Here is a 24044-nt window from a genome sequence, read left to right on the forward strand (position 1 = left end):
CTGCCTGGAGCGGGATAGAAAGAGGCGGCGTCAGCCACCCCTCTCCTCCCGCTTCTCTTTTTCGGACAGCCACGGCCTTCCGCAGATGGCCGAAGCCCGAACATGGCCGACATTTGAAAACTGCGATCGAGAAAGGCGCGGGATCGTCATGGCGACTACGCACACCCACTCCTCGGCGCGCCTGATGATGGCGCCCTCCGTTCTTCTCCTCTTGGCATGGATGATCGTGCCGCTGGCGATGACGGTCTATTTCTCCTTCCTGCGCTACAATCTGCTGATGCCGGGGATGGAAGAGTTTGCCGGTTTTATGAATTACCGGTTCTTCCTGACCGACCCGGCCTTCTTCGCGGCCTTGACCAACACCCTGCTGCTCGTCGGGGGCGTTCTCGCCATCACCGTGATCGGCGGCATCGCCTTCGCGCTGCTGCTCGACCAGCCGATGTTCGGTCAGGGCATCGTGCGCATTCTGGTGATCGCGCCCTTCTTCATCATGCCGACGGTTTCCGCGCTGGTGTGGAAGAACATGCTGATGAACCCGGTCAACGGGCTCTTCGCCTGGATCGCCAAGCTCTTCGGCCTGCAGCCGGTCGACTGGCTTGCCAATTATCCACTGCTGTCGATCATCATGATCGTCGCCTGGCAATGGCTGCCCTTCGCCACGCTGATCCTTCTGACCGCGCTGCAATCGCTCGATGAGGAGCAGAAGGAAGCCGCCGAGATGGATGGCGCAGGCCCCGTCTCCAAGCTCATCTATATCATCCTGCCGCATATGGCCCGCGCCATCACGGTGGTGATCCTGATCGAGACGATCTTCCTGCTCTCCGTCTTCGCCGAAATCCTCGTCACCACCAATGGCGGTCCCGGCTACCAGAGCACCAACATCACCTATCTCGTCTATGCCCAGGCGCTGCTGCAGTTCGACGTGGGCGGCGCATCCGCCGGCGGCATCGTCGCCGTGGTGCTCGCCAACATCGTCGCCTTCTTCCTCATCCGCCTGATCGGCAAAAATCTGGAGAGCTGACATGGCACGCGCTATTTCCACCCGCCGCAAAGTCGCCTGGACCGCCATCGCCTGGACGCTCGGCATCCTGATCTTCTTCCCGATCCTCTGGACCTTCCTGACGAGCTTCAAGACGGAAGCCGAAGCCATCGCTTCGCCGCCCTCCTTCCTGTTCTTCGACTGGACGACAGAAAACTATGCGGAAGTGCAGAGCCGTTCGAACTACTTCCGCCACTTCATGAACTCGGTGGTGATCTCGTTCGGCTCCACGCTGCTCGGCCTCATTATCGCCATTCCGGCCGCCTGGGCCATGGCGTTTTCGCCAACGAAGCGCACCAAGGACATCCTGATGTGGATGCTCTCCACCAAGATGCTGCCGCCGGTCGGTGTGCTGGTGCCGATCTACATCCTCTTCCGCGACTTCGGACTGCTCGACACCCGGACCGGCCTCGTCGGCGTGCTGACCCTCATCAACCTGCCGATCATCGTCTGGATGCTCTACACCTACTTCAAGGAAATTCCCGGAGAAATCCTTGAGGCGGCGCGCATGGACGGAGCGTCGTTGATGAAGGAGATCGTCTACGTGCTGACGCCGATGGCCGTGCCCGGCATCGCGTCCACGGTGCTCCTCAACATCATCCTCTCCTGGAACGAAGCCTTCTGGACGCTGAACCTCACGGCATCCAAGGCCGCACCTCTCACCGCCTTCATCGCCTCCTATTCCAGCCCCGAAGGGCTCTTCTACGCCAAGCTCTCCGCCGCCTCGACCATGGCGATCGCGCCCATCGTCATTCTCGGCTGGTTCAGCCAGAAACAGCTCGTCCGCGGTCTGACCTTCGGCGCCGTCAAATAAGGAACACACACATGGGTAGCATCAAGCTCGAAAATGTCTCCAAGTCTTTCGGCGAAGCGACCGTCATTCCCTCGATCGACCTCGAGATCAACGACGGCGAATTCGTGGTCTTCGTCGGCCCCTCCGGCTGCGGAAAGTCCACCCTGCTGCGACTGATCGCCGGGCTGGAGGACGTCTCCGGCGGCCGCATCCTGATCGACGGAAAGGACGCGACCGAGACCGCGCCCGCCCATCGCGGCCTTGCCATGGTGTTTCAGTCCTATGCGCTCTATCCGCATATGAGCGTGCGCTCCAACATCGGCTTCCCGCTGAAGATGGCCGGCGTCGACAAGGCAGAGATCGACCGCAAGGTGAACGACGCCGCGCGCATCCTGAACCTCACCGACTATCTTGACCGCAAGCCCCGCCAGCTTTCCGGCGGCCAGCGCCAGCGCGTCGCGATCGGCCGCGCCATCGTGCGCTCGCCGGAATGTTTCCTGTTCGACGAACCCCTGTCGAACCTCGACGCGGCGCTGCGCGTCAACATGCGCCTCGAAATCTCCGAGCTCCATCATCAGCTCAAGGCCACCTCGATCTATGTGACCCATGACCAGGTCGAGGCCATGACCATGGCCGACAAGATCGTCGTCCTGAACAAGGGGCGTATCGAGCAGGTCGGGTCGCCGCTGGAACTTTATCGCAGTCCGGCCAATCTCTTCGTCGCGGGCTTCATCGGTTCGCCGAAGATGAACCTGATTTCCGGCCCGACGGCGCAAGGCTACGGCGCACCCACCATCGGCATCCGTCCCGAGCATGTAACGCTGTCGACCGAAAGCGGGACGTGGATGGGCAAGGTCGCAGTCGCCGAACATCTGGGCTCCGACACCTTCCTCCACATCACGGTGGATGGCATCGGCCAGATCACCGCCCGCGCCGGCGGCGAGTTCGCGGCAAGGAGCGGCGACACGGTGTTCGTCAGCCCCGACACCGACCGCATCCATCGCTTCAATGACAAGGGACTTGCAGCATGACCGGCAGACTTCAGGGCAAATCGGCGCTGATTACCGGATCAGCGCGCGGCATCGGCCGCGCCTTCGCGGAAGCTTATGTCCGCGAAGGAGCAACTGTCGCCATCGCCGACATCAACTTCGAACGCGCCAGCCAGACTGCCGCGGAGATCGGGAATGAGGCCTATCCGGTGCTGCTCGACGTCACCGAGCAGGCCTCGATCGACGCCGCTGTCAAGGCGGTGGAGGAGAAGACCGGCGGCATCGACATTCTCATCAACAACGCCGCCCTTTTCGACCTTGCGCCAATCGTCGAAATCACCCGCGAAAGCTATGACAGGCTCTTCTCGATCAATGTCGCGGGCTCGCTCTTCACACTGCAGGCCGTCGCGAAATCGATGATCGCCCGCGGCAAGGGCGGCAAGATCGTCAACATGGCAAGCCAGGCGGGGCGGCGCGGCGAAGCGCTCGTCGCCGTTTACTGCGCCACCAAGGCCGCGATCATCTCGCTCACCCAGTCAGCCGGTCTCGACCTCATCAAGCACGGCATCAACGTCAACGCCATCGCGCCCGGCGTCGTGGACGGCGAACACTGGGACGGCGTCGATGCGCTTTTCGCCCGCTACGAGAACCGCCCCCTCGGGGAAAAGAAACGGCTCGTCGGCGATGCCGTTCCCTTCGGCCGCATGGGCCGCGCCGAAGACCTCACGGGCATGGCGATTTTCCTCGCCACGGCGGAAGCAGACTACATCGTCGCCCAGACCTACAACGTCGATGGCGGCAACTGGATGAGCTGAACGCCGCCGCCGGCACCCATCATGTCTCGCTTTGAGGAAGACTGAAATGACCCGCAAGCTATCGCTGGCAAACCTTGCCGAAATCTCTGGAACCGCAGCCATCCCGGCCTATCGCCGCGAACAGTTGAAGGCCGGCATCCTGCATTTCGGCGTCGGCAACTTCCACCGCGCCCATCAGGCCGTCTATCTCCACGAACTCTTCAATCAGGGCCGGGACATGGATTTCGGCATTCTCGGAGCCGGCGTCCTGCCGTCCGACCGCAAGATGAAGGAAACGCTGGAAGCGCAGGATTATCTGACGACGGTGGTCGAGCAGGACATCAACCGCAGTACCGCCACCGTCACCGGACCGATGACCGGCATGATCGCCGCCCCCGACTTCGGCGACATCATCGCGGCCCTTTCCGATCCGGCGATCCGCATCGTGTCGATGACCATTACCGAGGGTGGTTATTTCATCGATCCGGCAACCGGCAAGTTCGACCCCGACCATCCGGCCATGGTAGCCGACGCCGCCAATCCCGGAGAGCCGAAGACCGTGTTCGGCCTCATCATCGCCGGCCTGAAGGCCCGGCGGGCGAAGGGCATGCCCCCCTTTACCGTCATGTGCTGCGATAACATTCCCGGCAATGGTGAGGTGACGGAAGCCACCATCACCGGCCTTGCGAAGCTCTCGGATGCCACCTTCGCCCACTGGATCCACGAGAACGTGGCTTTCCCAAATTCCATGGTCGACCGCATTACGCCCGCAACCGGCGAACGCGAGATCGCGATTGCCCGCGATACCTACGGCATCGAGGATGGCTGGCCGGTCTTCTGCGAGGAATTCAAACAATGGGTGCTGGAGGACAATTTCCCGCTCGGCCGCCCGGCGCTTGAGGCAGTCGGCGTCACCTTCGTGCCGGATGTCGCGCCCTATGAACTGATGAAGCTGCGCATCCTGAACGGCGGCCACGCGGCCATCGCCTATCCGGCCGCGCTGATGGACATCCACTTCGTCCATGAAGCCATGGAAAATCCGCTGATCCGCGCCTTCCTCGCAAAGCTGGAGCGGGATGAAATCATCCCCGTCGTGCCGCCGGTGCCGGACACCAACCTCGACGACTATTTCCAGCTCATCGAAAGCCGCTTCTCCAATCCGAAAATCGGCGACACCATTCCGCGACTGGCGCAGGACGGCTCGAACCGCCAGCCAAAGTTCATCCTGCCCTCAACCGCCGACCGGCTGAACAAGGGGCTGGATGTCGTGGGGCTGGCTCTCGTCTCAGCTCTGTGGTGCCGCTACTTCGAGGGAAAGTCCGACAGCGGCAAGGCCATCGCTTTCAACGATGCCAGCGCGGAACGCCTGCAGAAGGCGGCTCTTGCCTCTCGCGACGATCCAAAGGCTTTCCTCGCGCTCGGCGATATCTTCGGCGCGGTGAGCCAGAACCCGCTCTTCATCCAACGCTTCAGCCATGCTCTGGCAACGCTTCGCGAGGTCGGCACGGCAGAAACGCTGAAGCGCTATCTCGACAGCAGGCTGGCGGCCTGATCCCGTCATGGAAAAAGATGGAAGACGGCTGGTCATCTTCGATTGCGACGGCGTGCTCGTCGACAGCGAGCCGATTTCGCTCGCCGTTCTCGTCGATGCCTTCGGGCAGGCCGGCGTGACGATCGACGCGGACTATGCCCACCGGCGTTTTCTCGGCAAGAGCCTCGCGGCGGTGATTGCGACGGCACGCGACGAATTTTCGCTCGAAATCGGAGAACCCTTCCTCCTCGACCTGAGGAACGCCCTCTATGCAAGATTCCGCAGCGAGCTCAAACCGATGCCCGGTATTGCGGAAGCGCTCGATGCGCTGGCCGCAGCCGGTATCCGCTGGTGCGTTGCCTCGTCCAGCCAGCCGGAGCGTATCGCCCTGTCGCTGACGGTCACGGGTCTGATGGACCGTTTCTCGCCACATCTCTTTAGCGCGACGATGGTCAAAAACGGCAAGCCGGCGCCCGATCTCTTTCTTCATGCCGCCGCCGCCATGGGTTTTGCCCCCCGCGACTGCGTCGTGATCGAAGACAGCCCCGCCGGCATCATGGCCGCAAAGGCAGCCGGCATGACCGTCTTCGCCTTCACCGGAGGCTCGCACACGACGCTTGCCGCCTATCGCGACGAAATTGCAGCCCTTCGACCGGACCGGCAGTTTGACGATATGGTCGAATTGCTCCACCTTGTGCAAAAATGAAAAAACGGGACGGAAACAGGCCACGATGCGCGACCACTTGATTGCGGTGGATGTCGGAACAGGCAGCGCGCGCGCCGGTGTCGTCGACCGACAAGGCCGGCTGCTTTGCCGCCGGGAACATCCGATCGGGATGCGACAGATCGGCGACCACATCGCCGAATACGATTCCGAACAGATATGGAGCGCCACCTGCATGGCCGTCCGCGAGGCGCTCGCAGCCGCCGACCTGCCGGCTGAACGCATCGCTGCCCTTGCCTTCGACGCCACCTGCTCGCTGGTGCTACGCGATACCAGGGACGAGCCGTTGGCGCTAGCTCGCGAAAGCGGCGCCACCTTCGACACGATTGCCTGGCTCGACCATCGCGCCAGCCGCGAGGCCGCCGAGATCAGCGCGACGCGCCACCCGTTGCTCGCCTATGCCGGGGAGGCGATCTCGCCGGAGATGCAGATCCCGAAGCTGATGTGGCTGAAGCGGAACCGGCCCGATCTCTGGGCGATATCCGGCCATTTCTTCGATCTCGCCGATTTCATGAGCTGGCGCGCCACCGGCAGCACCGGCCGGTCGCTTTGTACGCTCACATCGAAATGGAATTTTCTCGCTCATGAGAAAAGCGGCTGGAGCCCCGATTTTCTCGACAGGATCGGCCTCGGCGACCTTCTGGCGCGGGGCGGCCTGCCGCAACAGGGTGTGGCCGTCGGCAAGGCGGTCGGCCCGCTGACGGACAAGGCCGCAACGGAACTTGGCCTCAACACCCACGTCGTGGTCGCTGCCGGCATGGTCGATGCCTATGCCGGCGCGCTGGGCGTGCTGGGCTCAATCGCGGATCAGCCTGACGCGCTGGAAAAGCGGATCGCCCTGATCGGCGGGACCTCGAGCTGCCTGATTTCCTTTGCCGCCGCACCCCATTTCGGCAAGAGCCTCTGGGGACCTTTTTTCAACGCGGTGTTTCCCAGCCAATGGCTGGTCGAAGCCGGCCAGTCGGCAACGGGTGGCTTGCTCAATCATCTGCTGCAGCTACATGCGGAAGGTGGAGAACCGACGCCTTCGCGGCATCGACAGGTCATCGAACGGGTGCAGGCTCTCAGACAGGCGGAAGGGCCGGACTTTGCCGCCCGCCTCCTTATCCTGCCGGACTTTCACGGCAACCGCTCCCCCTTTGCCGATCCGAACCTTACCGGCGCGATCTCCGGCCTGACGCTCGATAGTTCCTTCGACGGCCTCTGCCGCATCTACTGGCGCGCCTGCGTGGCGATTGCACTGGCCCTTCGCCAGATCCTCGAAGCGATGGAAGGGAGCGGCATTCGCCCAGAGCGGCTGCATCTCACCGGTGGGCACGTCAAGAACCCACTGCTGGTCGAGCTTTACGGCGATGTCACCGGTCGCGAACTGGTGATACCCGATACCGACGATGCCGTGCTGGTCGGCACCGCCATGAATGCGGCAGCCGCCGGCGGGCTTTATCCGTCGCTTGCCTCTGCCGGCGTCGGCATGGCCGCCCCCTCACACAGCAGACAGCCGGATGCAGCGAAACACGCCCTCTACGAGCGCGACTACCGGCGCTTCCTTGCCATGCAACGCCACCGCGCCGAACTGGATACTCTCTGACTCAGCCCCAGAGACGGGAAGACGGCGCCTGCATCATCGACCCGTCGTAGCGGATCGGATCGTCGCGGTCGGCGGCGAGCAGCAGCGGCCCGTCGAGGTCGACATAGGGCGCGCCCTGCGCCACCAGAAAGGCCGGCGCCATGGCAAGCGAGGTGCCGAGCATGCAGCCGACCATGATGTCGAAGCCGGCAACCAGCGCCACCTCGCGCATCGCCAGCGCCTCGGTCAGGCCGCCGGTCTTGTCGAGCTTGATGTTCACGGCATCATATTTGCCGACGAGCTTTGCAAGCGAAGCGCGGTCATGGCAGCTTTCGTCGGCGCAGACGGGCAGCACTCTTTTGATATCGAGAAGAGCATCGTCCTTGCCCGCCGGCAGTGGCTGTTCCACGAGCGTGACGCCGAGCTTGACCAGAACGGGCGCAAGCGCCTGATACTGCTCGACCGACCAACCCTCATTGGCATCGACGATGATTTTCGAGGTGGGAGCGCCTGCCCTCACCGCCTCGATCCGTTCGACATCGCCTTCGCCGCCGAGCTTCACCTTGAGGAGCGGCCGGGCCGCGTTCTTCGCCGCAGCCTCCCGCATGCTTTCCGGCGTACCGAGCGACAGCGTGAAGGCGGTCTCGACCGGTTTCGGCGCGGGAATTCCGGCGATCTGCCAGGCAGGCCGCCCGCCGCGCTTTGCCTCAAGGTCCCAGAAGGCGCAATCGAGGCCGTTGCGTGCCGCACCCGCCGGCAGCCGCGATTGCAGCGCCTCGCGCGTCATGCCCTTCTTCAGGTCGGCAGCACAGGAGAGAATGGTTGCAATCACCCCGTCGACGGTCTCGTCGTAGCGGGCATAGGGCACGCACTCCCCTCGCCCGATGAAGCTACCGTCCGAAAGCGTGACCGTCACGACGCGGATTTCGGTGCGCGACCCACGCGAAATGGTGAAGCTGCCGGCAACCGGGAAACGCTCCTCCGTCGCGGTCAGAATGAGGCCAGTCATCGTCTTTCATTCCTTTCCCTGCAGGGCGTCCCGCGCCGCTGGCGAATCGCCGCCCCTTGCGCGGGACAACAATCCTTTCTATATCCGTCAACAATCTGGTCGAGGTCTTCGCGATCCATAATCGCAATTTGCCGCATTCCGATGGCGGAATGCCGGCCGCATGCCTCGCCTTTCAACGCATGAAATTGGCGGATATGCCCCGTGAATACGCTGGATTTTGACAAGAAGCCTGAAGATACCCGCGTCGTTGTGGCGATGTCGGGCGGCGTGGATTCCTCCGTTGTCGCCGGCATTCTCAAACGCGAGGGCTATGACGTCCTCGGCATCACGCTACAGCTCTACGATCACGGTGCCGCCGTGCATCGCGCCGGCTCCTGCTGTGCCGGTCAGGATATCGACGATGCGCGCCGCGTCTGCGAAACGCTCGGTATTCCCCATTACGTGCTCGACTACGAACAGCGCTTCCGCGACACGGTCATCAATCCGTTCATGGAAAGCTACGTCGCCGGCGAAACACCGATCCCCTGCGTTGCCTGCAACCAGACGGTCAAGTTCGCCGACCTGCTGGCGACCGCGAAGGAACTCGGCGCTGACGCGCTGGCGACCGGCCACTATATCCGTTCGCGCGCGACGCCCCTACCGGATGATCCGGGTCACCGGGCGCTGTTTCGCCCGATCGACAGCGAACGCGACCAGAGCTACTTCCTGTTCGCCACGACGCAGGAACAGATCGATTACCTGCGCTTTCCACTGGGAGGCCTTTCCAAGGCCGAAACCCGCGTGCTGGCCGAGGAAATGGGCCTCGTCGTCGCCCAGAAGGCCGACAGCCAGGACATCTGTTTCGTGCCGCAGGGCAAGTATGCCGACATCATCACCAAGCTCCGTCCCGACTCGGCGCTGGGCGGCGACATCGTGCATCTCGACGGCCGCGTGCTCGGCCGCCATGAAGGCATCCTTCATTACACCATCGGCCAGAGGAAGGGGCTCGGCGTCGCCACCGGCGAACCGCTCTACGTCATCTATCTCGATGCCCGTTCGCGCCGCGTGATCGTCGGTCCGAAGGAAGCGCTGGAAACCCACCGCGTCTATCTGCGCGACATCAACTGGCTGGGCGACAGGGCACTCGTCGATGAAGCCCGTGATGGCTTCGCCTGCTTCGCCAAGGTCCGCTCCACCCGGCCGCCGGCACCGGCTATGCTGCATGCCGACGAAAACGGCATCTATGTCGATCTGGAGATCGGCGAAGCCGGCATTGCTCCGGGTCAGGCCTGCGTTCTCTATTCTGCGTCGGGCGCTGACGCCCGCGTCTATGGCGGCGGCTTCATCGATCGCTCCGAACGGGCAGCCAATGCGGAGGCCTCGCTAAAGGCGCTTCTTTCCTCTCCCGTCGCCGCCTGAAAGGCCTGCTTTCAAACGTCGGTGAAAACGCTTCTGTTTTTGCCTGTCACGCGCTTGACACTAACGGGAGCCTCGCCTTATAAGCCGCCCATCGCTTCGGGCGGCTTTGATTTTTCAAAAGCGCCGATCGATGTGTGGCGGGGTAGCTCAGGTGGTTAGAGCGTGGGATTCATAACCCCAAGGTCGGCGGTTCAAGTCCGCCTCCCGCTACCAAATTTTCTTACTTCTTGATGATGCTGTTCTAAACACCTTCGGGTGCATATTGTTCACACACTTTTTCCGTGCAATGAGTTCCGTGGAGACACGGGAGAGCCCTTATGTGGACGGCATTCAGGAATCTGTTTTCTTGGCCAGACAGATTTGACGGACTGTTCGGCGACGTCGCGTTCAGGACCGAGCAGGAGACCGGCCAGTTCCAGCATTCCTTCATGGAATGGCGGGTCAAGAAAGGCTTGAACAGCGGTGAACTGCTGATCGGCCTCGCCATGAAGCCCGACGGCTACGCCGGACCGGACGGATCGGTGACGAACTACATCAACTTCGATCTGGCTACCGCCGTGAGATTGCGTGACAAGCTCGACGAATGCATCGAATTCGCCAGCAGGCGATAAAAGGAATCGCGCGGAGACTGCGGTGTGCGCATTTTTTTCCTCCACCCTTATCACCATAAAGGTCAGAAAACTTTTCATTAAATTTTAAGGAATAGACTGGGCGCTCCAAGAGAGGTCTTTGTCATGCGTACCGCCCTTGTCTCTACGCTCAGCGTCATGCTGATCCTGTCCGCCTGCGCCAAGCCGCCGAACCAGACGCGCAATGCCTGCGCGATCTTCGAGCAGCGCGATGGCCTGTTCAACAACTGGCGGCGGGCGGCCCGCAATACCGAGCGCGAATATGGCGTGCCGGTGCCGATCTTGATGGCCACGATCTATACGGAATCGGGATTCCGCTCCAACGCCAAGCCCCCGCGCACCAAGCTCTTCGGCTTCATCCCGTGGAAGCGCAAATCGACGGCCTACGGCTATTCGCAGGCGCTCGACGGCACCTGGGATCGCTATCAGCGCGAAACCGGCCGTTACTCGGCACGCCGCACCGATTTTGCCGATGCCATACAGTTCATCGGCTGGTATCACCGCCAGAGTAACATCAAGAACGGCATTCCGCTGAACGAGCCCTACCAGCTCTACCTCGCATACCATTCCGGTCATGTCGGCTACTCGCGCGGAAGCTACCGCAGCAACAGCGAGGCGCTACAGGGCGCCAAGCGCTTTACCAACATCGCCTACACCTATTCCAGGCAGTTGCAGAGCTGCCCGAACTGACCACGCAATACCAATCCTTCGAGGATGGCAAGCCGCGCTGGTGGCACCCCTGACGGAAAAAGCCGCCCGCAGCAATCTGCCACGGGCGGCTTCATTGAATGATACCGGGGCCGATTTGGCCCCGTCTTTTTATGCCGCGTCGCCGACGGCCTGGATCGCCGAAATCTGCCAATCGGTGCCGGGGCGGCGAACGAAGGTCCAGATCTCGGTAGACTCCGAGGGATGGTCGGGATCGCCGCTGACGACGCTGCCGTTGTTACGGTCGCGCAGGACGTCGATGCTCTCGTAACGCATGGCGACGGTCGCATATTCGACATTACCCTCGCGCCAGGATTCGGCGACATCGCCCTGAACGAGATGAACGTCCCGAACGTCGTTCTTCACGCCGCGCGTGGCGTTTTCGCTCAGTTCCTCAGCGAGATAGGACATGGCTTCCGGCGTGGTGATGCGACGCAAGGCCGAATAATCCTCTGCAGCATAGGCAGCCTGCATTTCCTGCAGGAGACCCTCGAAGCGTTCGAGGTCGGACTGGCCGATGCCCAATTCGTCGGGATTGCCGTTGCGCGGTGCTGCCGGAGCAGCGGAGGCGGAACCGCCACCCATGCGCGGGATCTCGAAAGAGGGGCGCGAAGGCTGCTGTGTGTCACGCGCCATGCCGCCTGCACCGGAGAATGCCGGCTGCCGGTTGGCGAACATGCGCATGGCGAAGCGGATGACAAAGAAGATCGCCGCCGCCTGCAGCAGCAGGCCGAGGAAGCCGAAGCCACCGCCGAAGCCGGAGCCCATCAGCATGCCGAACAGGCCGCCCATAAGCAGGCCGCCGAGGAGGCCGCCGCCGATACCACCGAGCAGACCACCGAACATGCCGGGGCGCTGGGCGTTCTGCTGACGCGTCTGGGCGGCCGAAGGCGCGGCCTGGGAGGTGCCGGTGTTCGGCGTCATCGAGCGCTCGATCGGAGCGGCCGGAGCAGGTGCGGTCCGGGTGGCCGGCGGAGCGGAAAAGGTGCGCGTTCCGCGGCTGCCGAAGCCGCCGCTTGCCTTGCGTGCTTCAGCCATGTCGGCCACGCTCAGCGCAACCGCCATGCCGATTGCCAGAACTCCGAAAAACTTACCGTATCGCCCCATGGCCTGATCTGTCCCTTCCCATTGTTCACCGGCACAAGCGCCGGAATTCGATGCACCCCATATGGGGGAGCTTCGCGAAATATTGAAGACTTGCGATACGCTTTTCCCGGATACGATCCGGAAAGGTCAGCATTTCCGGGTTTTTGACGGGAACACGAATCTTCACGTTTTAGTGAACTGTGAACACAGTGTTCAATAAATACGAAACTGTATTAAATTGATACGATATCGTACATTATGATAGGCGGTCTGATCACTCCAGCACCGAGGTCCTTCATGAATCCCAAGCTGTCAGCCGCTCTTGCCACCATTCTCTGGGGCTTTACCTACATCATCACCACGACCATGCTGCCACCGAACCCGATGTTCATCGCGGCCGTGCGTGCCATCGGCGGCGCCCTGCCGCTCCTGCTGCTCGCCCGGGAATTGCCTCCAAGGGAATGGTGGGGGAAGATTGTCATTCTCGGCACGCTGAATAGCGGGCTGTTCTTCGGCCTTCTGTTCATCGCCGCCATCCGACTGCCGGGCGGCGTCGCGGCAACGTTCCAGGCTCTGGGGCCGCTGTTCATGGTGCTGCTGGCCTGGCCACTGCTTGGCGCGATCCCGGCCATCGCCAAGGTCGCCGCCGTCTTCGTCGGCGCGGTCGGCGTGGCCATGGTCGTGCTGAAGAGCAATGCCGCCATCGACCCGATCGGCGTCTCCGCAGCGCTTGGAAGCGCGCTCTCGGTCGCGCTCGGCGGCATACTCGTTCACAAATGGGGCCGGCCGCGCTCGCTGCTCGGCTTCACTGCATGGCAGTTGCTCGTCGCCGGTATCGAACTCAGTCTCGTCACCGCCGTCGTTTCCGATGTTCCTGCCCGGCTCTCTGCCCTCAATGTGGTCGGCTTCGTCATCCTTGCCCTCTTCGTGACGGCACTTGCCTTTGCACTGTGGTTCCGGGCGATCCAGGGCGCGGGTGCTGCCAATGTCGCGCCGTTCTTTCTGTTGACACCGATCACCGCCTTTGTTCTGGATGCGGTCTTCCGGGGCTTCGTGCCCAACACCGTGCAGATCGTCGGCGTGGTGCTCGTGATCGGCAGCCTGCTATACAGCTAGCATGTCGACCGCCGCGGTTTCCGCCCGGCCCACCACGTTCATCCGACGAAGAAAAACTAAGGACGCATGCCATCATGACCAGGGACGCCGCACCGGACCATGTCGACCGGACAACATCGCGCGGATTGGCGCGGCGCAACCTGATCGTGACAACCGCAACCGACCTTTTTCTCGAGCAGGGATACGACGCCGTCACCGTCGACGAGATCATCCGCGTCGTCGGCGGTTCCAAGACCAACCTGTACAAACATTTCGGCGGCAAGGAGGGTCTGTTCTCCGAAGTCGTCGAACAGCTCTGTCACGACTTCCTGCAGCCTCTCTCGCTTCTGGAGGTCTCGAGCCTGCGTCCGGCCGATGGGTTGCGGGTGCTCGGCTCCACGCTTCTGAAAATGCTGATGGCGGACCGGCATGTCGCGTTCCAACGGCTAATGCTGGCCGTATCCGGCCGCTTCCCGGACCTGACGGGCGTCTGGTTCGAAAGCGGCCCTGCCCAGTCCCGCAAAGCCTTCGCGAATTTCATCGCCTCGAAACAATCGACCGGGGAAATGCGGGAGGCCGATCCGCACATGCTGGCCATCCAGTATCACGACATGATCGTCACCAATCCGCTTTACCTCGCCTTGATGGGAAGAAAGCCCTCCCCCGCCGAAATCGAACGTTCCATCGAAAGCGCGGTAGCAACATTTCTGCTGGGGCAATTGCCGCGCGCCAACTGACCAACCTCAGGCGACGCATAAAAGAAAAGCCCGGTAGGACTGGTCCTGCCGGGCTTTTCCGCTTCTCTTGGGAGAGATGACTTATTCGACGCTGAAGGTCAGCGGCTTGGCCTGTTTGATGGCCTGGTTCGCCGTCAGCTTGTCGAGAACGGCCTGATCCACCTCGCCGTCGACATAAAGAAGCGCGATGGCGTCGCCGGCTTCCTTTTCGCGTCCGAGCTGGAAGTTGGCGATGTTCACGCCGGCATTGCCGAGCGTCGTGCCGATGAAGCCGATCATGCCGGGAACGTCGGTGTTGGTGATGTAGATCATGTGCTGACCGACATCGGCATCCATGTTGATGCCCTTGATCTGGATGAAGCGCGGCTTGCCATCCGAGAAGACCGTACCGGCAACCGAACGCGTCTGCTTTTCGGTCGTGACCGTAAGCTTGATGTAACCGTCGTAAACGCCGGTCTTGTCGCGCTTGACCTCGGACAGGATGATGCCCTTTTCCTTCACCATGACCGGTGCCGACACCATGTTGACGTCAGCGACCTGCGGTCGGATGAGACCGGCGAGCAGGGCCGAGGTCAGCGCCTTGGTGTTCATGGACGCGGTCTGGCCGTCGTAAAGGATCTCGATTTCCTTGATCGGGCCTTCCGTAACCTGGCCGACGAACGCGCCGAGAACGTCGGCGAGCCTGATGAACGGCTTCAGGATCGGAGCTTCTTCAGCCGTAATCGACGGCATGTTGATGGCGTTGCTGACCGCGCCCTTGACCAGATAGTCCGACATCTGCTCGGCAACCTGCAGAGCGACGTTTTCCTGTGCTTCCGTCGTCGATGCGCCGAGGTGCGGGGTGCAGACGACGTTCGGCAGGCCGAACAGCGGGCTCTCGGTCGCCGGCTCGACTTCGAACACGTCGAAACCGGCACCGGCAACATGGCCGGACTTGATCGCGTCGGCGAGAGCCGCTTCATCGATCAGGCCACCACGGGCGCAGTTAATGATGCGAACGCCCGGCTTGGTCTTGGCAAGGGCTTCCTTGTTGAGGATGCCGCGGGTCTTGTCGGTCATCGGCACGTGCAGGGTGATGAAATCAGCCTGGGCCAACAGTTCGTCCAGCTCGACCTTGGTCACGCCCATTTCCTCGGCGCGTTCCTTCGACAGGAAGGGGTCATAGGCAAGGACGCGCATCTTGAGGCCGATGGCGCGCGAGCAGACGATGGAACCGATATTGCCGGCGCCGATGACGCCAAGCGTCTTGCCGGTGATTTCGACACCCATGAACTTCGACTTTTCCCACTTGCCGGCCTGCGTCGAGGCGTCGGCAGCCGGAAGCTGACGGGCAACCGCGAACATCAGGGCGATGGCATGCTCGGCGGTCGTGATCGAGTTGCCGAACGGGGTGTTCATGACAATGATACCGCGGCGCGATGCAGCCGGGATATCGACGTTGTCGACGCCGATACCGGCGCGGCCGATGACCTTCAGGTTGGTCGCGGCGGCGATCAGCTTTTCCGTTGCCTTGGTGGCGGAACGGATGGCGAGACCGTCATAATTGCCGATGATCTCGGCGAGCTTGTCCTTGTCCTTGCCGATCTTCGGCTGGAAATCCACATCAACGCCGCGATCGCGGAAGATCTGGACGGCGGTTTCCGACAGTTCGTCGGATACGAGAACGCGAGGTGCCATTGCGAGGCCTCCTTCAAAGAGTTCGTGTCGATGAATTCTGGAAATTTTCAAAGAGGCTCCGCCTTCTGTCGGCCGAGCCGCCGGAAGTCAGGCAGCAGCCTTGGTCAGCGTGGCCTTCTGGGTCTTGTAGGCCCAGGCGAGCCACGGCATCAGAGCTTCCATGTCGGCCTTCTCGATGGTGGCGCCGGCCCAGATGCGCAGACCGGACGGAGCGTCGCGGTAAGCACCGATATCGAGAGCGACGGCTTCCTTCTCGAGGAGAGCAACAACACCCTTGGCAAAAGCCGCCTGTGCATCTGCGTCGAGCGCCGCCACATCCTTGTCGACGATCTTCAGGCAAACGGACGTGTTGGAGCGGGTCTCGTCCTTGACGGCGAGGTTGACGATCCAGTCGTTTGCGGCGACGAAGTCGAAGATAACCTTCGCATTGGCATCGGCACGAGCGGTCAACCCATCAAGGCCACCGATCTGCTTGGCCCAAAGCAGCGCGTCGATATAGTCTTCGACGCAGAGCATGGACGGCGTATTGATGGTCTCGCCGGTGAAGATGCCCTCGATCAGCTTGCCGCCCTTGGTCATGCGGAAGATCTTCGGCAGCGGCCATGCCGGCGTGTAGCTTTCCAGACGCTCGACGGCGCGCGGGGACAGGATCAGCATGCCGTGACCGCCCTCGCCGCCCAGAACCTTCTGCCAGGAGAAGGTGACGACGTCGAGCTTCGCGAAGTCGAGGTTCTGCGCGAAAGCAGCCGAAGTCGCGTCGCAGATGGTCAAACCCTTGCGGTCGGCCGGGATAAAATCGGCGTTCGGAACGCGAACGCCCGAGGTGGTGCCGTTCCAGGTGAAGACGACGTCGCGGTCGAAATCGACGGCAGCGAGATCGGGAAGAACGCCGTAATCGGCTTCGAACTTGCGGACGTCCTTGAGCTTCAGCTGCTTGACGACGTCGGTAACCCAGCCGGCGCCGAAGCTTTCCCAGGCCAGCATGTCGACGCCGCGCTCACCGAGCAGCGACCAGAGCGCCATTTCGACGGCGCCGGTGTCGGAAGCCGGAACGATACCGATGCGGTAATCGGCCGGAACCTTCAGAATTTCGCGGGTAAGATCGATGGCCTGCTTCAGCTTGGCCTTGCCGACCTTGGCGCGGTGCGAACGACCGAGCGGTGCATCGGAAAGAGCCTCAAGCGTCCATCCGGGGCGCTTGGCGCAGGGGCCAGAAGAAAAATGAGTATTCGCCGGACGCGCGGCGGGGGCGACGATATCAGCCATATAGATACCCTTCCAGGTAATTAGCCTCTCGTTGGGGAGAGGTGTCCCGCCGTCGGAACTACGCCTGTCGCGATTTCCCGTCAAGCGAATTTCGTGTCGCTCCTGGAAAATTTTTCGACGCTCCCGGATCATGCGATACGCGCCCATAAATGCACGCAAAACGAGAAAGGCCGCCCGCGCGTGCGGACGGCCTTTTCACGACTGGAGTATAGAAAAGTATTACTTGTAGACGATCGGCTGCGGCGGAGGCTCATAGGCTACCGGCTGTTCGCAGGCGCCGAAGACATAGCGCGCACCGGCGCGGATTTCGTGGCTGTAAAAGCCCTTGTCGTAGCCCGGACCACCGTTCTGCTCGTAGCCGAACATGTCGCCGCCCATCGTCTGGCGGAAGCGGTAGCCGACATCGGCCTTCACGTTGCAGCTCACATCGATCGTGGTGCCAGCCATGAGCTGGTAGGCGAACCGCCAGCTGCCCTTGCCGCCATGTTCGACCGTGTCGTCGCAGCTGCTGCCGTCATCGGCGCAAGATGTGTTGCGTAGCTTGTCCCACTTAACGTAGGAGCCACCGATACCGCCACCGACGTAAGGCGTGAACAGGCCGTAGGTGCCAAGGTCGACATAGGCGTTGGCCATCAGCGTATAGGCCCGCATCGCGGAGAGGTCGTTCGAGGTGCAGGGACCGACGCAGGCGCCGAAATCAGCGCCGCCACCATGCGTGGAACCGCGGAAATCCGACTTGAACATGTAGTCGAACGTCAGATCGGTGCGCAGGTAGTTGTTGACCTGATAACCGACACCGGCGCCGATCGTGAAGGCATCCTTCAGCGAGGCGCTGGCGAAATCCGCACGATAGCCGTTCGAACCCTGGAAGAAGTCAGCGCCGCGAAGCTTGTTGAAGGAGTAACCGAGATCGCCGCGAAGGTACCAGCCGGATGCTTCCGACACCGTGACCTCCGGCGCATCCATGATCGGAGCCGGCTCGGGTTGATACAGATCCGCAGCGAAGGAAGCGGTCGTACTGACAAGCAGTGCGGCCGCCGCAGCAAAAAGGCTCGTCTTCATGGCTAGATACTCCAAAATCTATCGTTGAGTTATCGGACCCGCACATGGCCGAAATCGTGATTTCTCTTGGATAATGAAGGAGAAAAGTTAAGGCTGGCTTAACTACGTCTATTTACCGTGTTTGCTGGGATTTTACTTACCATAGGCGCGTTGCGCAAAAACAAGACACCTGCAAAAGGCCTTCAAAAAAATCGCCTTTTGGTTGCATTTCCAGATTGATAGCTTGCCGGACAAACGAAAAACGCGGCAGGTTCGGCCCGCCGCGTTCCGAGTAAAACCGAAAGCTCCAGGGACTAGCTTGCCCGTCGCATTTCATAAGGTCTGGCGTGGCGCGGAGCCGACGCCTGCTGGCCGAGTGTGAAGTGTCCGAGCTGCTGATCCATTTCGGCAGCCTCCGTCGCCAGCCGGTGGATGGCGGCGGTCGTCTCTTCCACCATCGCGGCATTCTGCTGGGTCATGACATCGAGCGCATTGATCGAGCCGTTGATCTCGGAGATCGTCTGCGCTTCTTCACGCGTCGAATGCATCATGTCGCCGATCTTGCCGTTGATCGACAGCACATGCTCGCCGATCCCCTGCAGCGCGTGGCCAGCCTTCTCGACGAGGCTCACGCCATGAGCCACCTCGCCGGCCGATTTGGCAAGCAGGCTGGTGATCTGCTTGGCCGCACCAGCCGAGCGCTGGGCAAGCTCGCGCACTTCCTGGGCAACGACGGCGAAGCCCTTGCCGGCCTCGCCCGCACGCGCGGCCTCAACGCCGGCATTGAGCGCCAGAAGATTGGTCTGGAATGCGATCTCGTCGATCACGCCGATGATCTGGTTGATCTCCTGCGACGAGCCGCGGATGGCCTCCATCGCCGCAATCGTCTCCCTCATGATGTGGCCGGATTGCTCGGTTTCATCCTTGGCGTTACGCGCGCTCCGCTCGGCATCCTCACCACGGGCGATCTGAACCTTGACCGCATCGGTCATCGCCTTGATGGCGCTTGCGGTTTCAGTGAGCGCCGCGGCCTGCCGCTCGGTGCGCTCCGCCAGCTGATCGGCGCCGGCACGCATTTCCTCCGAACCGCCGCGCACGGCAAGCGAATTGCCGCCGATGCCGGAGAGCGTCGCGCTCAGGGTGGAGAGCGCATTGTTGAAGTTGACGCGCAGGGACTCCAGCTCGCTCGGGAACGGCTGGCGGATCTCGAAGGCGAGATCGCCGTGAGCCAGGCGGTCGAGACCCTGATCGAGCGCGGCAACGACGCCTTCGAGCGTACGGGCCTCCGCCTCGCGTTCCGAGAAGCGCAGGCGGCGTTCATTCTCCGCCTGCTCTCGCTCCTCGCTCGCGCGGCTTTCAAGCTGCTGCTGCTCGATGAGCGCGGTGCGGAAACGTTCCAGCGCCCGGGCCATGGTGCCGATTTCATCCCCGCGATCCTGGTTGGCGACGGGGTTGTCGAGCTGGCCGTCAGCCACCTGCCCCGTTACCACGGCAAGGCGGGCGAGCGGCGCAAAGAGACGGCGGGTCAGAACGCCCGTGGCAATAGCCATGACCGCCAGCGCCGCCATGGCTATTGCCGTCAGCGTCAGGGCGATCTGCAGCGAGCCGGCGCCAAGTTCGGCAAGCGTCAGGCTTTCCACCATCAGGTATTTCTGGCCGCTGAACTCGACCGCGCGACCATAGGCCCTGGCCGATCCGTCATCGCGGTCGAAATCGCTGGTGACGATGCCGCCATTGCCCTGCATGGCCTCCGGCGTGAAGCCGAAGGGAGCCGCGGCAATGTCGATGAGCTTGCCGTCAGTGCCAAGGCTGATGCCCGCGCCATCCTCGGAAAGAACGGCAGCACGCTCGACGCTGTCAGCGGCAATGCCCTTCGAAAGCAGGCTTGTGATGGCCGTATCCTTGAGCTGGAACAGGATCGAGCCCTTGAAGGCTCCGAATTTCACCACCGGCACCGAGAAATAGATATCCGGAGACTGGGCGTCGCTGCCGGTCTTGAGGCCCGAGAACGCGGTCGGCGCTACATCCTCGACGGCCTTGGCGGCAGCATCGGCGCTGCGTGCAAAGGCCTGACCGAGACCACTGCCGGCAAGTTCGCTGCCCGTGGCATTCTCGGCGAAGAACGGACCCTTGCGGTACGAATAGATGACATTGCCCGCCTGATCGACCATCAGCAGGTCGCGGAACTGGGTATCGCGCAGATAGCTGGCAACGAGGTTCTGGGTTGCCTCATGGTTCGAATAGTAGAAACCACTCGGCCCTTCAGGCTTCAGGAGCTTTTCGCGCTCTCCCGCCGGATAGGGGTTGTTCTTGACGAAGACCGTCTGAAGCTCACCCTTCGCATCGCCGGAATTCTTGACGATGGTGTTCCAGCCGCTCTTCATCGACGTGAACGACTGCTGGAGACCTTCGATCTTGGCGATGGATGTCGCCTGGTTCTCCAGTTGCTGCAGCTGCTCCCTGAGCATGTCGCCCCGGAAGGTCAGTGTCCCGTCCATTGCACGATAGGTCTGCTTGTCGAAAAGCGAACTGGAAGTGAAGTAGGCAAGAACATTGAGGATCCCCACCGACAGCGCCGTTAACAGCAGGAATATCCCGATCACCTTAGAGGAAAGGGAGTTGAACCGAAAAACCATAACCGAATCCCCGTGGCCGCTGTCGCCCAACTCTTGAGCGCAGCGATCTTTCAAACTATTTTAGGCACAACCGCTACAACGCGGACACCCCGGAGATTGCATCATTCAGGTTGTTGCTTAAACGGCAGTTAAAACGAACAGCAATTTATGGCGGTTGATGCACCGCAAAACTCAGCTATTTTCGGGAACTTTCTGCATGACGCTGCCGAATATCTCCACCGAGCGCAAGCGCGCATTGATGTCATGGATCGGCATGGAAACGATGAGTTCGTTGGCACCGGTCTCGTCAAGGAAATCCTCGAGCTTCTTCTCGATGGTGTCCTGGGAGCCGACCATGGCATAACTCAGCGTGTGCTCGACGCCGATACGCTCCATATCGGTCCACAGACCGTCCATGCTGTCCACCGGCCGAGGGAAAGGACGCCTCACATTGCGCCGAAGATTGACGAATTGCTGCTGTGAGGAGGTGAAGAGATATTGCGCCTCTCCATCGCTTTCCGCGCCGACCCCCATCACGCCGACCATCACATATGGCTTGTCCAGTTCAGCCGAGGGCTGGAACCGTTCGCGATAGATGGCGATGGCCTCCATGAGCGAGTCCGGCGCAAAATGCGAGGCGAAGGCATAGGGAAGCCCCAGAGCCGCGGCAAGATGGGCGCTGTAAAGGCTGGACCCCAGCAGCCAGATCGGCACATGGCTGCGCGCACCTGGCACCGCCAGCAGCATCTGGTCTTCCGCCGGATCGCCCAGGAGGCGCTGCAATTCGATGATATCGTGCGGAAAGCTCTCCGCCCCCGCATCGAGATTGCGGCGAAGCGCCCGCGCCGTACGCATGTCGGTTCCCGGCGCGCGGCCAAGACCGAGATCAACACGATCGGGGAACAGCGCCGCAAGTGTGCCGAACTGCTCCGCGATCACCAGCGGCGAATGGTTCGGCAACATGATGCCGCCGGAACCGATGCGAATACGTTTCGTCGCGGCCCCCACATGAGCAATCACGATGGAGGTCGCGGCACTCGCAATCCCCGGCATACCGTGATGCTCGGCAAGCCAGAAGCGATTGAAGCCGAGTTCCTCCGCCTTCTGGGCCATCAGACGGGAGGCATCCAGCGCCTCCGTCACGCTATGTCCCTCGGCGATCGGTGAAAGGTCGAGGATCGAAAAGGGTATCATGCGCGGCATCCCATCTGCTCTTGGAGTGACCTCATATGTAGAGGCTGGAAAACGCAATACCAGAACGAAATGACGGTTTCGCCGAACCGTCACCGCAATCTTTTTGAACCGACATTGCACTTCGCTGAAACGGATGTTTTTGGTTTGTTCACTTTTCACTGGCAGATCCATGGATCAGCAAGCTAGGATATCGCCATGCGAGACACGATTCGGATTATCGGCATTGACCCGGGCCTCAGGCGCACTGGATGGGGTGTGATCGAAACGCTCGGCAATTCGCTGCGCTTCGTCGCCTCCGGCACCGTCACGTCCGATGGAGACATGGATCTCGCCTCCCGCCTTCGCCAGTTGCATGACGGGCTGGCTGATGTGGTGCATAGCTACCAGCCCCATGAAGCCGCGGTCGAGCAGACCTTCGTCAACAAGGACGCGGTCGCGACCCTGAAGCTCGGCCAGGCCCGCGGCATCGCCATGCTGGTTCCGGCCCGCGCCGGCCTGCCCGTGACCGAATATGCACCGAACGCGGTGAAGAAGTCCGTGATCGGCGTCGGACACGGCGAAAAGCAGCAGATCCACATGATGCTGAAGATCCTGATGCCCAAGGCGGAATTCAAGGGCAACGACGCCGCCGACGCACTCGCCATCGCCATCTGCCACGCCCACAATCGCGGCGGCGACCGTATGCGCAAGGTCCTTGCCTCCGCCTGATTTGTTCTTGACTTGTTCCGTCAGTAAGATATTTTCTTACTCAATAAAGGAGCAAGGCAATGCGAGTTACATCGAAGGGGCAGGTCACCATTCCGCGCGACTTGCGCGAGCTTGCCGGCATTGAACCAAACAGCGAAGTCATCTTCACGATTGAAGATGGCAAGCTGGTTGTCTCTCCCAAGAAGACAGGGCAGCAAGGCGTCGAGCGCGAGCGCCTGCAGGCCTTCATGCGCTCTCTTGATGCCATGGAAGGGACCGGCGACCAGACGATCGACGCAGATGCGCTGATGACCATGACACGAGATCGTTGATCCATGACGACACTTGTGGACACGAATGTGCTCGTGGACCTGGCCGTTCGCGATCCGGTTTGGCTTCAATGGTCACGCAATGCTCTGTTGCGCATAGCCCAGACGCAACCGCTCATCATAAATCCGATCATCTACGCCGAATTCTCGGTGCGCTACGATGATATCGACATGGTTGATCGCCTGTTGCCACGCAGCGAATTCCATAGAGAAAGCCTACCGTGGACTGCCGCATTCGCTGCTGGGGTAGCGTTCAAGCGTTATCGAGCAGGCGGAGGAAAGCGGGAACGCGTTCTGCCGGATTTCCTGATCGGCGCGCATGCGGCCATTCGCGGCTATTCAATTCTCACTCGGGACACCAAGGGCTATCGCTCCTATTTCCCGATGGTGCCCCTCATCTCCCCCGAAACCCATCCCTGACGGACACACTTCATGATCGGCAAGCTCAAAGGCACCATCGACGAAATCGGCGACGACCATGCGCTGATCGACGTGCATGGCGTCTGCTACATTGCTCACTGCTCCTCCCGCACGCTGTCCCGGCTCGGTTCGCCGGGAGAAGCCGCCATCCTGTTCATCGAGACCTATGTCCGCGAAGACCAGTTGAAGCTCTTCGGCTTCCTGACCGCGCTGGAGCGCGAATGGTTCAACCTGCTGCAGAGCGTGCAGGGCGTCGGCACCAAGGTAGCGCTCGCCGTTCTTTCGACGTTGACGCCGTCCGAACTCGCCAACGCCATCGCGCTGCAGGACAAGACGGCCGTGTCCCGCGCACCCGGCGTCGGGCCTAAGGTCGCAGTCCGCATCATGACCGAACTGAAGAACAAGGCCCCAGCCTTTGCCGGAGAAGCCGCCGCCAATATCGGGCTGAAGCAGGAGCTCGGGGAAGGCGTCGCCGCAGCCCCCGTCGCCGATGCCGTATCGGCGCTCACCAATCTCGGCTATTCGCGCGAGCAGGCTGCAAACGCCATCGCGGCAGCGCTCAAGAATGGCGGAGAAGGCTCAGACAGCGCAAAGCTGATCCGCCTCGGCCTCAAGGAGCTGTCGCGGTGATACCGCGCTTTACCCCTTCTACTGAATCTGGTCAAAGGCGCTTGAGCGGCCCCCTCCGCCCTGCCAAGATGGCCGCCAACCGGAAG

General features: G+C 61.7%; 23 protein-coding genes and 1 tRNA gene. 17 read left to right on the forward strand and 7 right to left on the reverse strand.

Going from position 1 to position 24044, the window contains the following annotated elements; translation table 11 throughout:
* Positions 1-148 precede the first annotated feature (148 nt).
* The 7 genes from NBH21_RS10490 to NBH21_RS10520 are packed head-to-tail and all read left to right on the forward strand — an operon-like array spanning position 149 to position 7458.
* A complete protein-coding gene (locus NBH21_RS10490; protein WP_250915555.1) occupies positions 149-1021 on the forward strand; it encodes a carbohydrate ABC transporter permease in 873 nt (290 codons plus the stop codon).
* 1 nt (position 1022) lies between these two features.
* Positions 1023-1853 carry a carbohydrate ABC transporter permease gene (locus tag NBH21_RS10495; RefSeq protein ID WP_112828626.1) on the forward strand — a complete coding sequence of 277 codons (831 nt, stop codon included), beginning with the start codon at positions 1023-1025 and terminating at the stop codon, positions 1851-1853.
* An 11-nt stretch (positions 1854-1864) separates the two neighbouring features.
* Complete coding sequence (locus tag NBH21_RS10500; RefSeq protein WP_250915554.1) at positions 1865-2863, forward strand: ABC transporter ATP-binding protein; 999 nt, start codon at positions 1865-1867, stop codon at positions 2861-2863.
* Positions 2860-3636, forward strand: coding sequence for an L-iditol 2-dehydrogenase (locus NBH21_RS10505; RefSeq protein ID WP_250915553.1), 777 nt, complete (start codon positions 2860-2862; stop codon positions 3634-3636). The genes NBH21_RS10500 and NBH21_RS10505 overlap by 4 nt, the downstream gene beginning before the upstream one ends.
* 46 nt (positions 3637-3682) lie before the next feature.
* Positions 3683-5167 (forward strand): mannitol dehydrogenase family protein, encoded by a 1485-nt coding sequence (locus NBH21_RS10510; RefSeq protein WP_250915552.1) that lies wholly within the window; start codon positions 3683-3685, stop codon positions 5165-5167.
* Positions 5168-5174: 7 nt separating this feature from the next.
* Positions 5175-5852 (forward strand): HAD family hydrolase, encoded by a 678-nt coding sequence (locus tag NBH21_RS10515; protein WP_250915551.1) that lies wholly within the window; start codon positions 5175-5177, stop codon positions 5850-5852.
* Between the two features lie 25 nt (positions 5853-5877).
* A complete protein-coding gene (locus tag NBH21_RS10520; RefSeq protein ID WP_250915550.1) occupies positions 5878-7458 on the forward strand; it encodes an FGGY-family carbohydrate kinase in 1581 nt (526 codons plus the stop codon).
* Position 7459: 1 nt separating this feature from the next.
* Here the strand turns inward: NBH21_RS10520 and dgcA are convergent, their stop codons facing one another.
* Positions 7460-8446, reverse strand: coding sequence for an N-acetyl-D-Glu racemase DgcA (gene dgcA, locus NBH21_RS10525; protein ID WP_250915549.1), 987 nt, complete (start codon positions 8444-8446; stop codon positions 7460-7462).
* Positions 8447-8647: 201 nt separating this feature from the next.
* On the opposite strand from dgcA, the gene mnmA reads away from it, so the two are divergent.
* From mnmA to NBH21_RS10545, 4 genes are all read left to right on the forward strand, one after another.
* On the forward strand, positions 8648-9844 hold the full coding sequence (mnmA, locus tag NBH21_RS10530) for a tRNA 2-thiouridine(34) synthase MnmA (RefSeq protein ID WP_250915548.1): 1197 nt from the start codon (positions 8648-8650) through the stop codon (positions 9842-9844).
* 136 nt (positions 9845-9980) lie between these two features.
* A tRNA-Met gene (locus NBH21_RS10535) sits at positions 9981-10057 on the forward strand.
* A gap of 104 nt (positions 10058-10161) precedes the next feature.
* Positions 10162-10455, forward strand: coding sequence for a hypothetical protein (locus NBH21_RS10540; RefSeq protein WP_250915547.1), 294 nt, complete (start codon positions 10162-10164; stop codon positions 10453-10455).
* Positions 10456-10578: 123 nt separating this feature from the next.
* A complete protein-coding gene (locus NBH21_RS10545; protein ID WP_163900657.1) occupies positions 10579-11163 on the forward strand; it encodes a transglycosylase SLT domain-containing protein in 585 nt (194 codons plus the stop codon).
* A gap of 129 nt (positions 11164-11292) precedes the next feature.
* Here NBH21_RS10545 and NBH21_RS10550 read toward each other — a convergent pair whose 3' ends face one another.
* Positions 11293-12288 (reverse strand): Tim44 domain-containing protein, encoded by a 996-nt coding sequence (locus NBH21_RS10550; protein ID WP_250915546.1) that lies wholly within the window; start codon positions 12286-12288, stop codon positions 11293-11295.
* Positions 12289-12564: 276 nt separating this feature from the next.
* Here NBH21_RS10550 and NBH21_RS10555 point away from each other — a divergent pair, with 276 nt between their 5' ends.
* Both NBH21_RS10555 and NBH21_RS10560 read left to right on the forward strand, forming a co-directional pair.
* Complete coding sequence (locus NBH21_RS10555) at positions 12565-13383, forward strand: DMT family transporter (RefSeq protein WP_250915545.1); 819 nt, start codon at positions 12565-12567, stop codon at positions 13381-13383.
* A gap of 74 nt (positions 13384-13457) precedes the next feature.
* Positions 13458-14099, forward strand: a complete 642-nt coding sequence (locus NBH21_RS10560) for a TetR/AcrR family transcriptional regulator (RefSeq protein ID WP_250915544.1) — start codon at positions 13458-13460, stop codon at positions 14097-14099.
* Between the two features lie 81 nt (positions 14100-14180).
* Here NBH21_RS10560 and serA read toward each other — a convergent pair whose 3' ends face one another.
* The 5 genes from serA to NBH21_RS10585 form a co-directional block, all read right to left on the reverse strand.
* Positions 14181-15776, reverse strand: coding sequence for a phosphoglycerate dehydrogenase (gene serA, locus NBH21_RS10565; RefSeq protein WP_250915543.1), 1596 nt, complete (start codon positions 15774-15776; stop codon positions 14181-14183).
* 87 nt (positions 15777-15863) lie between these two features.
* On the reverse strand, positions 15864-17042 hold the full coding sequence (locus tag NBH21_RS10570; RefSeq protein WP_250915542.1) for a phosphoserine transaminase: 1179 nt from the start codon (positions 17040-17042) through the stop codon (positions 15864-15866).
* A gap of 219 nt (positions 17043-17261) precedes the next feature.
* Complete coding sequence (locus tag NBH21_RS10575) at positions 17262-18104, reverse strand: outer membrane protein (protein ID WP_250915541.1); 843 nt, start codon at positions 18102-18104, stop codon at positions 17262-17264.
* Positions 18105-18397: 293 nt separating this feature from the next.
* The gene (locus NBH21_RS10580) at positions 18398-20719 is read right to left on the reverse strand and encodes a methyl-accepting chemotaxis protein (protein ID WP_250915540.1); all 2322 of its coding nucleotides are present in this window, start codon (positions 20717-20719) and stop codon (positions 18398-18400) included.
* 171 nt (positions 20720-20890) lie between these two features.
* Positions 20891-21892, reverse strand: a complete 1002-nt coding sequence (locus NBH21_RS10585) for an LLM class flavin-dependent oxidoreductase (protein WP_250915539.1) — start codon at positions 21890-21892, stop codon at positions 20891-20893.
* Positions 21893-22087: 195 nt separating this feature from the next.
* Here NBH21_RS10585 and ruvC point away from each other — a divergent pair, with 195 nt between their 5' ends.
* The 4 genes from ruvC to ruvA are packed head-to-tail and all read left to right on the forward strand — an operon-like array spanning position 22088 to position 23958.
* A complete protein-coding gene (gene ruvC, locus NBH21_RS10590) occupies positions 22088-22600 on the forward strand; it encodes a crossover junction endodeoxyribonuclease RuvC (RefSeq protein ID WP_250915538.1) in 513 nt (170 codons plus the stop codon).
* Positions 22601-22659: 59 nt separating this feature from the next.
* Positions 22660-22911, forward strand: coding sequence for an AbrB/MazE/SpoVT family DNA-binding domain-containing protein (locus tag NBH21_RS10595; protein ID WP_250915537.1), 252 nt, complete (start codon positions 22660-22662; stop codon positions 22909-22911).
* A 3-nt stretch (positions 22912-22914) separates the two neighbouring features.
* Entirely contained in the window at positions 22915-23328 is a 414-nt protein-coding gene (locus NBH21_RS10600; protein WP_250915536.1) for a type II toxin-antitoxin system VapC family toxin, read from the forward strand.
* 12 nt (positions 23329-23340) lie between these two features.
* Positions 23341-23958, forward strand: coding sequence for a Holliday junction branch migration protein RuvA (gene ruvA / locus NBH21_RS10605; protein ID WP_250915535.1), 618 nt, complete (start codon positions 23341-23343; stop codon positions 23956-23958).
* Positions 23959-24044: the final 86 nt, after the last annotated feature.

The organism is Ciceribacter sichuanensis (assembly GCF_024055605.1).
GTDB lineage: Bacteria > Pseudomonadota > Alphaproteobacteria > Rhizobiales > Rhizobiaceae > Allorhizobium > Allorhizobium sichuanense.

Coding starts and splice junctions, on each gene's coding strand:
- NBH21_RS10490 (WP_250915555.1), top strand. CDS start 149: ATGGCGACTACGCACACCCACTCCTCGGCGCGCCTGATGATGGCGCCC.
- NBH21_RS10495 (WP_112828626.1), top strand. CDS start 1,023: ATGGCACGCGCTATTTCCACCCGCCGCAAAGTCGCCTGGACCGCCATC.
- NBH21_RS10500 (WP_250915554.1), top strand. CDS start 1,865: ATGGGTAGCATCAAGCTCGAAAATGTCTCCAAGTCTTTCGGCGAAGCG.
- NBH21_RS10505 (WP_250915553.1), top strand. CDS start 2,860: ATGACCGGCAGACTTCAGGGCAAATCGGCGCTGATTACCGGATCAGCG.
- NBH21_RS10510 (WP_250915552.1), top strand. CDS start 3,683: ATGACCCGCAAGCTATCGCTGGCAAACCTTGCCGAAATCTCTGGAACC.
- NBH21_RS10515 (WP_250915551.1), top strand. CDS start 5,175: ATGGAAAAAGATGGAAGACGGCTGGTCATCTTCGATTGCGACGGCGTG.
- NBH21_RS10520 (WP_250915550.1), top strand. CDS start 5,878: ATGCGCGACCACTTGATTGCGGTGGATGTCGGAACAGGCAGCGCGCGC.
- dgcA (WP_250915549.1), bottom strand. CDS start 8,446: ATGACTGGCCTCATTCTGACCGCGACGGAGGAGCGTTTCCCGGTTGCC.
- NBH21_RS10540 (WP_250915547.1), top strand. CDS start 10,162: ATGTGGACGGCATTCAGGAATCTGTTTTCTTGGCCAGACAGATTTGAC.
- NBH21_RS10545 (WP_163900657.1), top strand. CDS start 10,579: ATGCGTACCGCCCTTGTCTCTACGCTCAGCGTCATGCTGATCCTGTCC.
- NBH21_RS10550 (WP_250915546.1), bottom strand. CDS start 12,288: ATGGGGCGATACGGTAAGTTTTTCGGAGTTCTGGCAATCGGCATGGCG.
- NBH21_RS10555 (WP_250915545.1), top strand. CDS start 12,565: ATGAATCCCAAGCTGTCAGCCGCTCTTGCCACCATTCTCTGGGGCTTT.
- NBH21_RS10560 (WP_250915544.1), top strand. CDS start 13,458: ATGACCAGGGACGCCGCACCGGACCATGTCGACCGGACAACATCGCGC.
- serA (WP_250915543.1), bottom strand. CDS start 15,776: ATGGCACCTCGCGTTCTCGTATCCGACGAACTGTCGGAAACCGCCGTC.
- NBH21_RS10570 (WP_250915542.1), bottom strand. CDS start 17,042: ATGGCTGATATCGTCGCCCCCGCCGCGCGTCCGGCGAATACTCATTTT.
- NBH21_RS10575 (WP_250915541.1), bottom strand. CDS start 18,104: ATGAAGACGAGCCTTTTTGCTGCGGCGGCCGCACTGCTTGTCAGTACG.
- NBH21_RS10580 (WP_250915540.1), bottom strand. CDS start 20,719: ATGGTTTTTCGGTTCAACTCCCTTTCCTCTAAGGTGATCGGGATATTC.
- NBH21_RS10585 (WP_250915539.1), bottom strand. CDS start 21,892: ATGATACCCTTTTCGATCCTCGACCTTTCACCGATCGCCGAGGGACAT.
- ruvC (WP_250915538.1), top strand. CDS start 22,088: ATGCGAGACACGATTCGGATTATCGGCATTGACCCGGGCCTCAGGCGC.
- NBH21_RS10595 (WP_250915537.1), top strand. CDS start 22,660: ATGCGAGTTACATCGAAGGGGCAGGTCACCATTCCGCGCGACTTGCGC.
- NBH21_RS10600 (WP_250915536.1), top strand. CDS start 22,915: ATGACGACACTTGTGGACACGAATGTGCTCGTGGACCTGGCCGTTCGC.
- ruvA (WP_250915535.1), top strand. CDS start 23,341: ATGATCGGCAAGCTCAAAGGCACCATCGACGAAATCGGCGACGACCAT.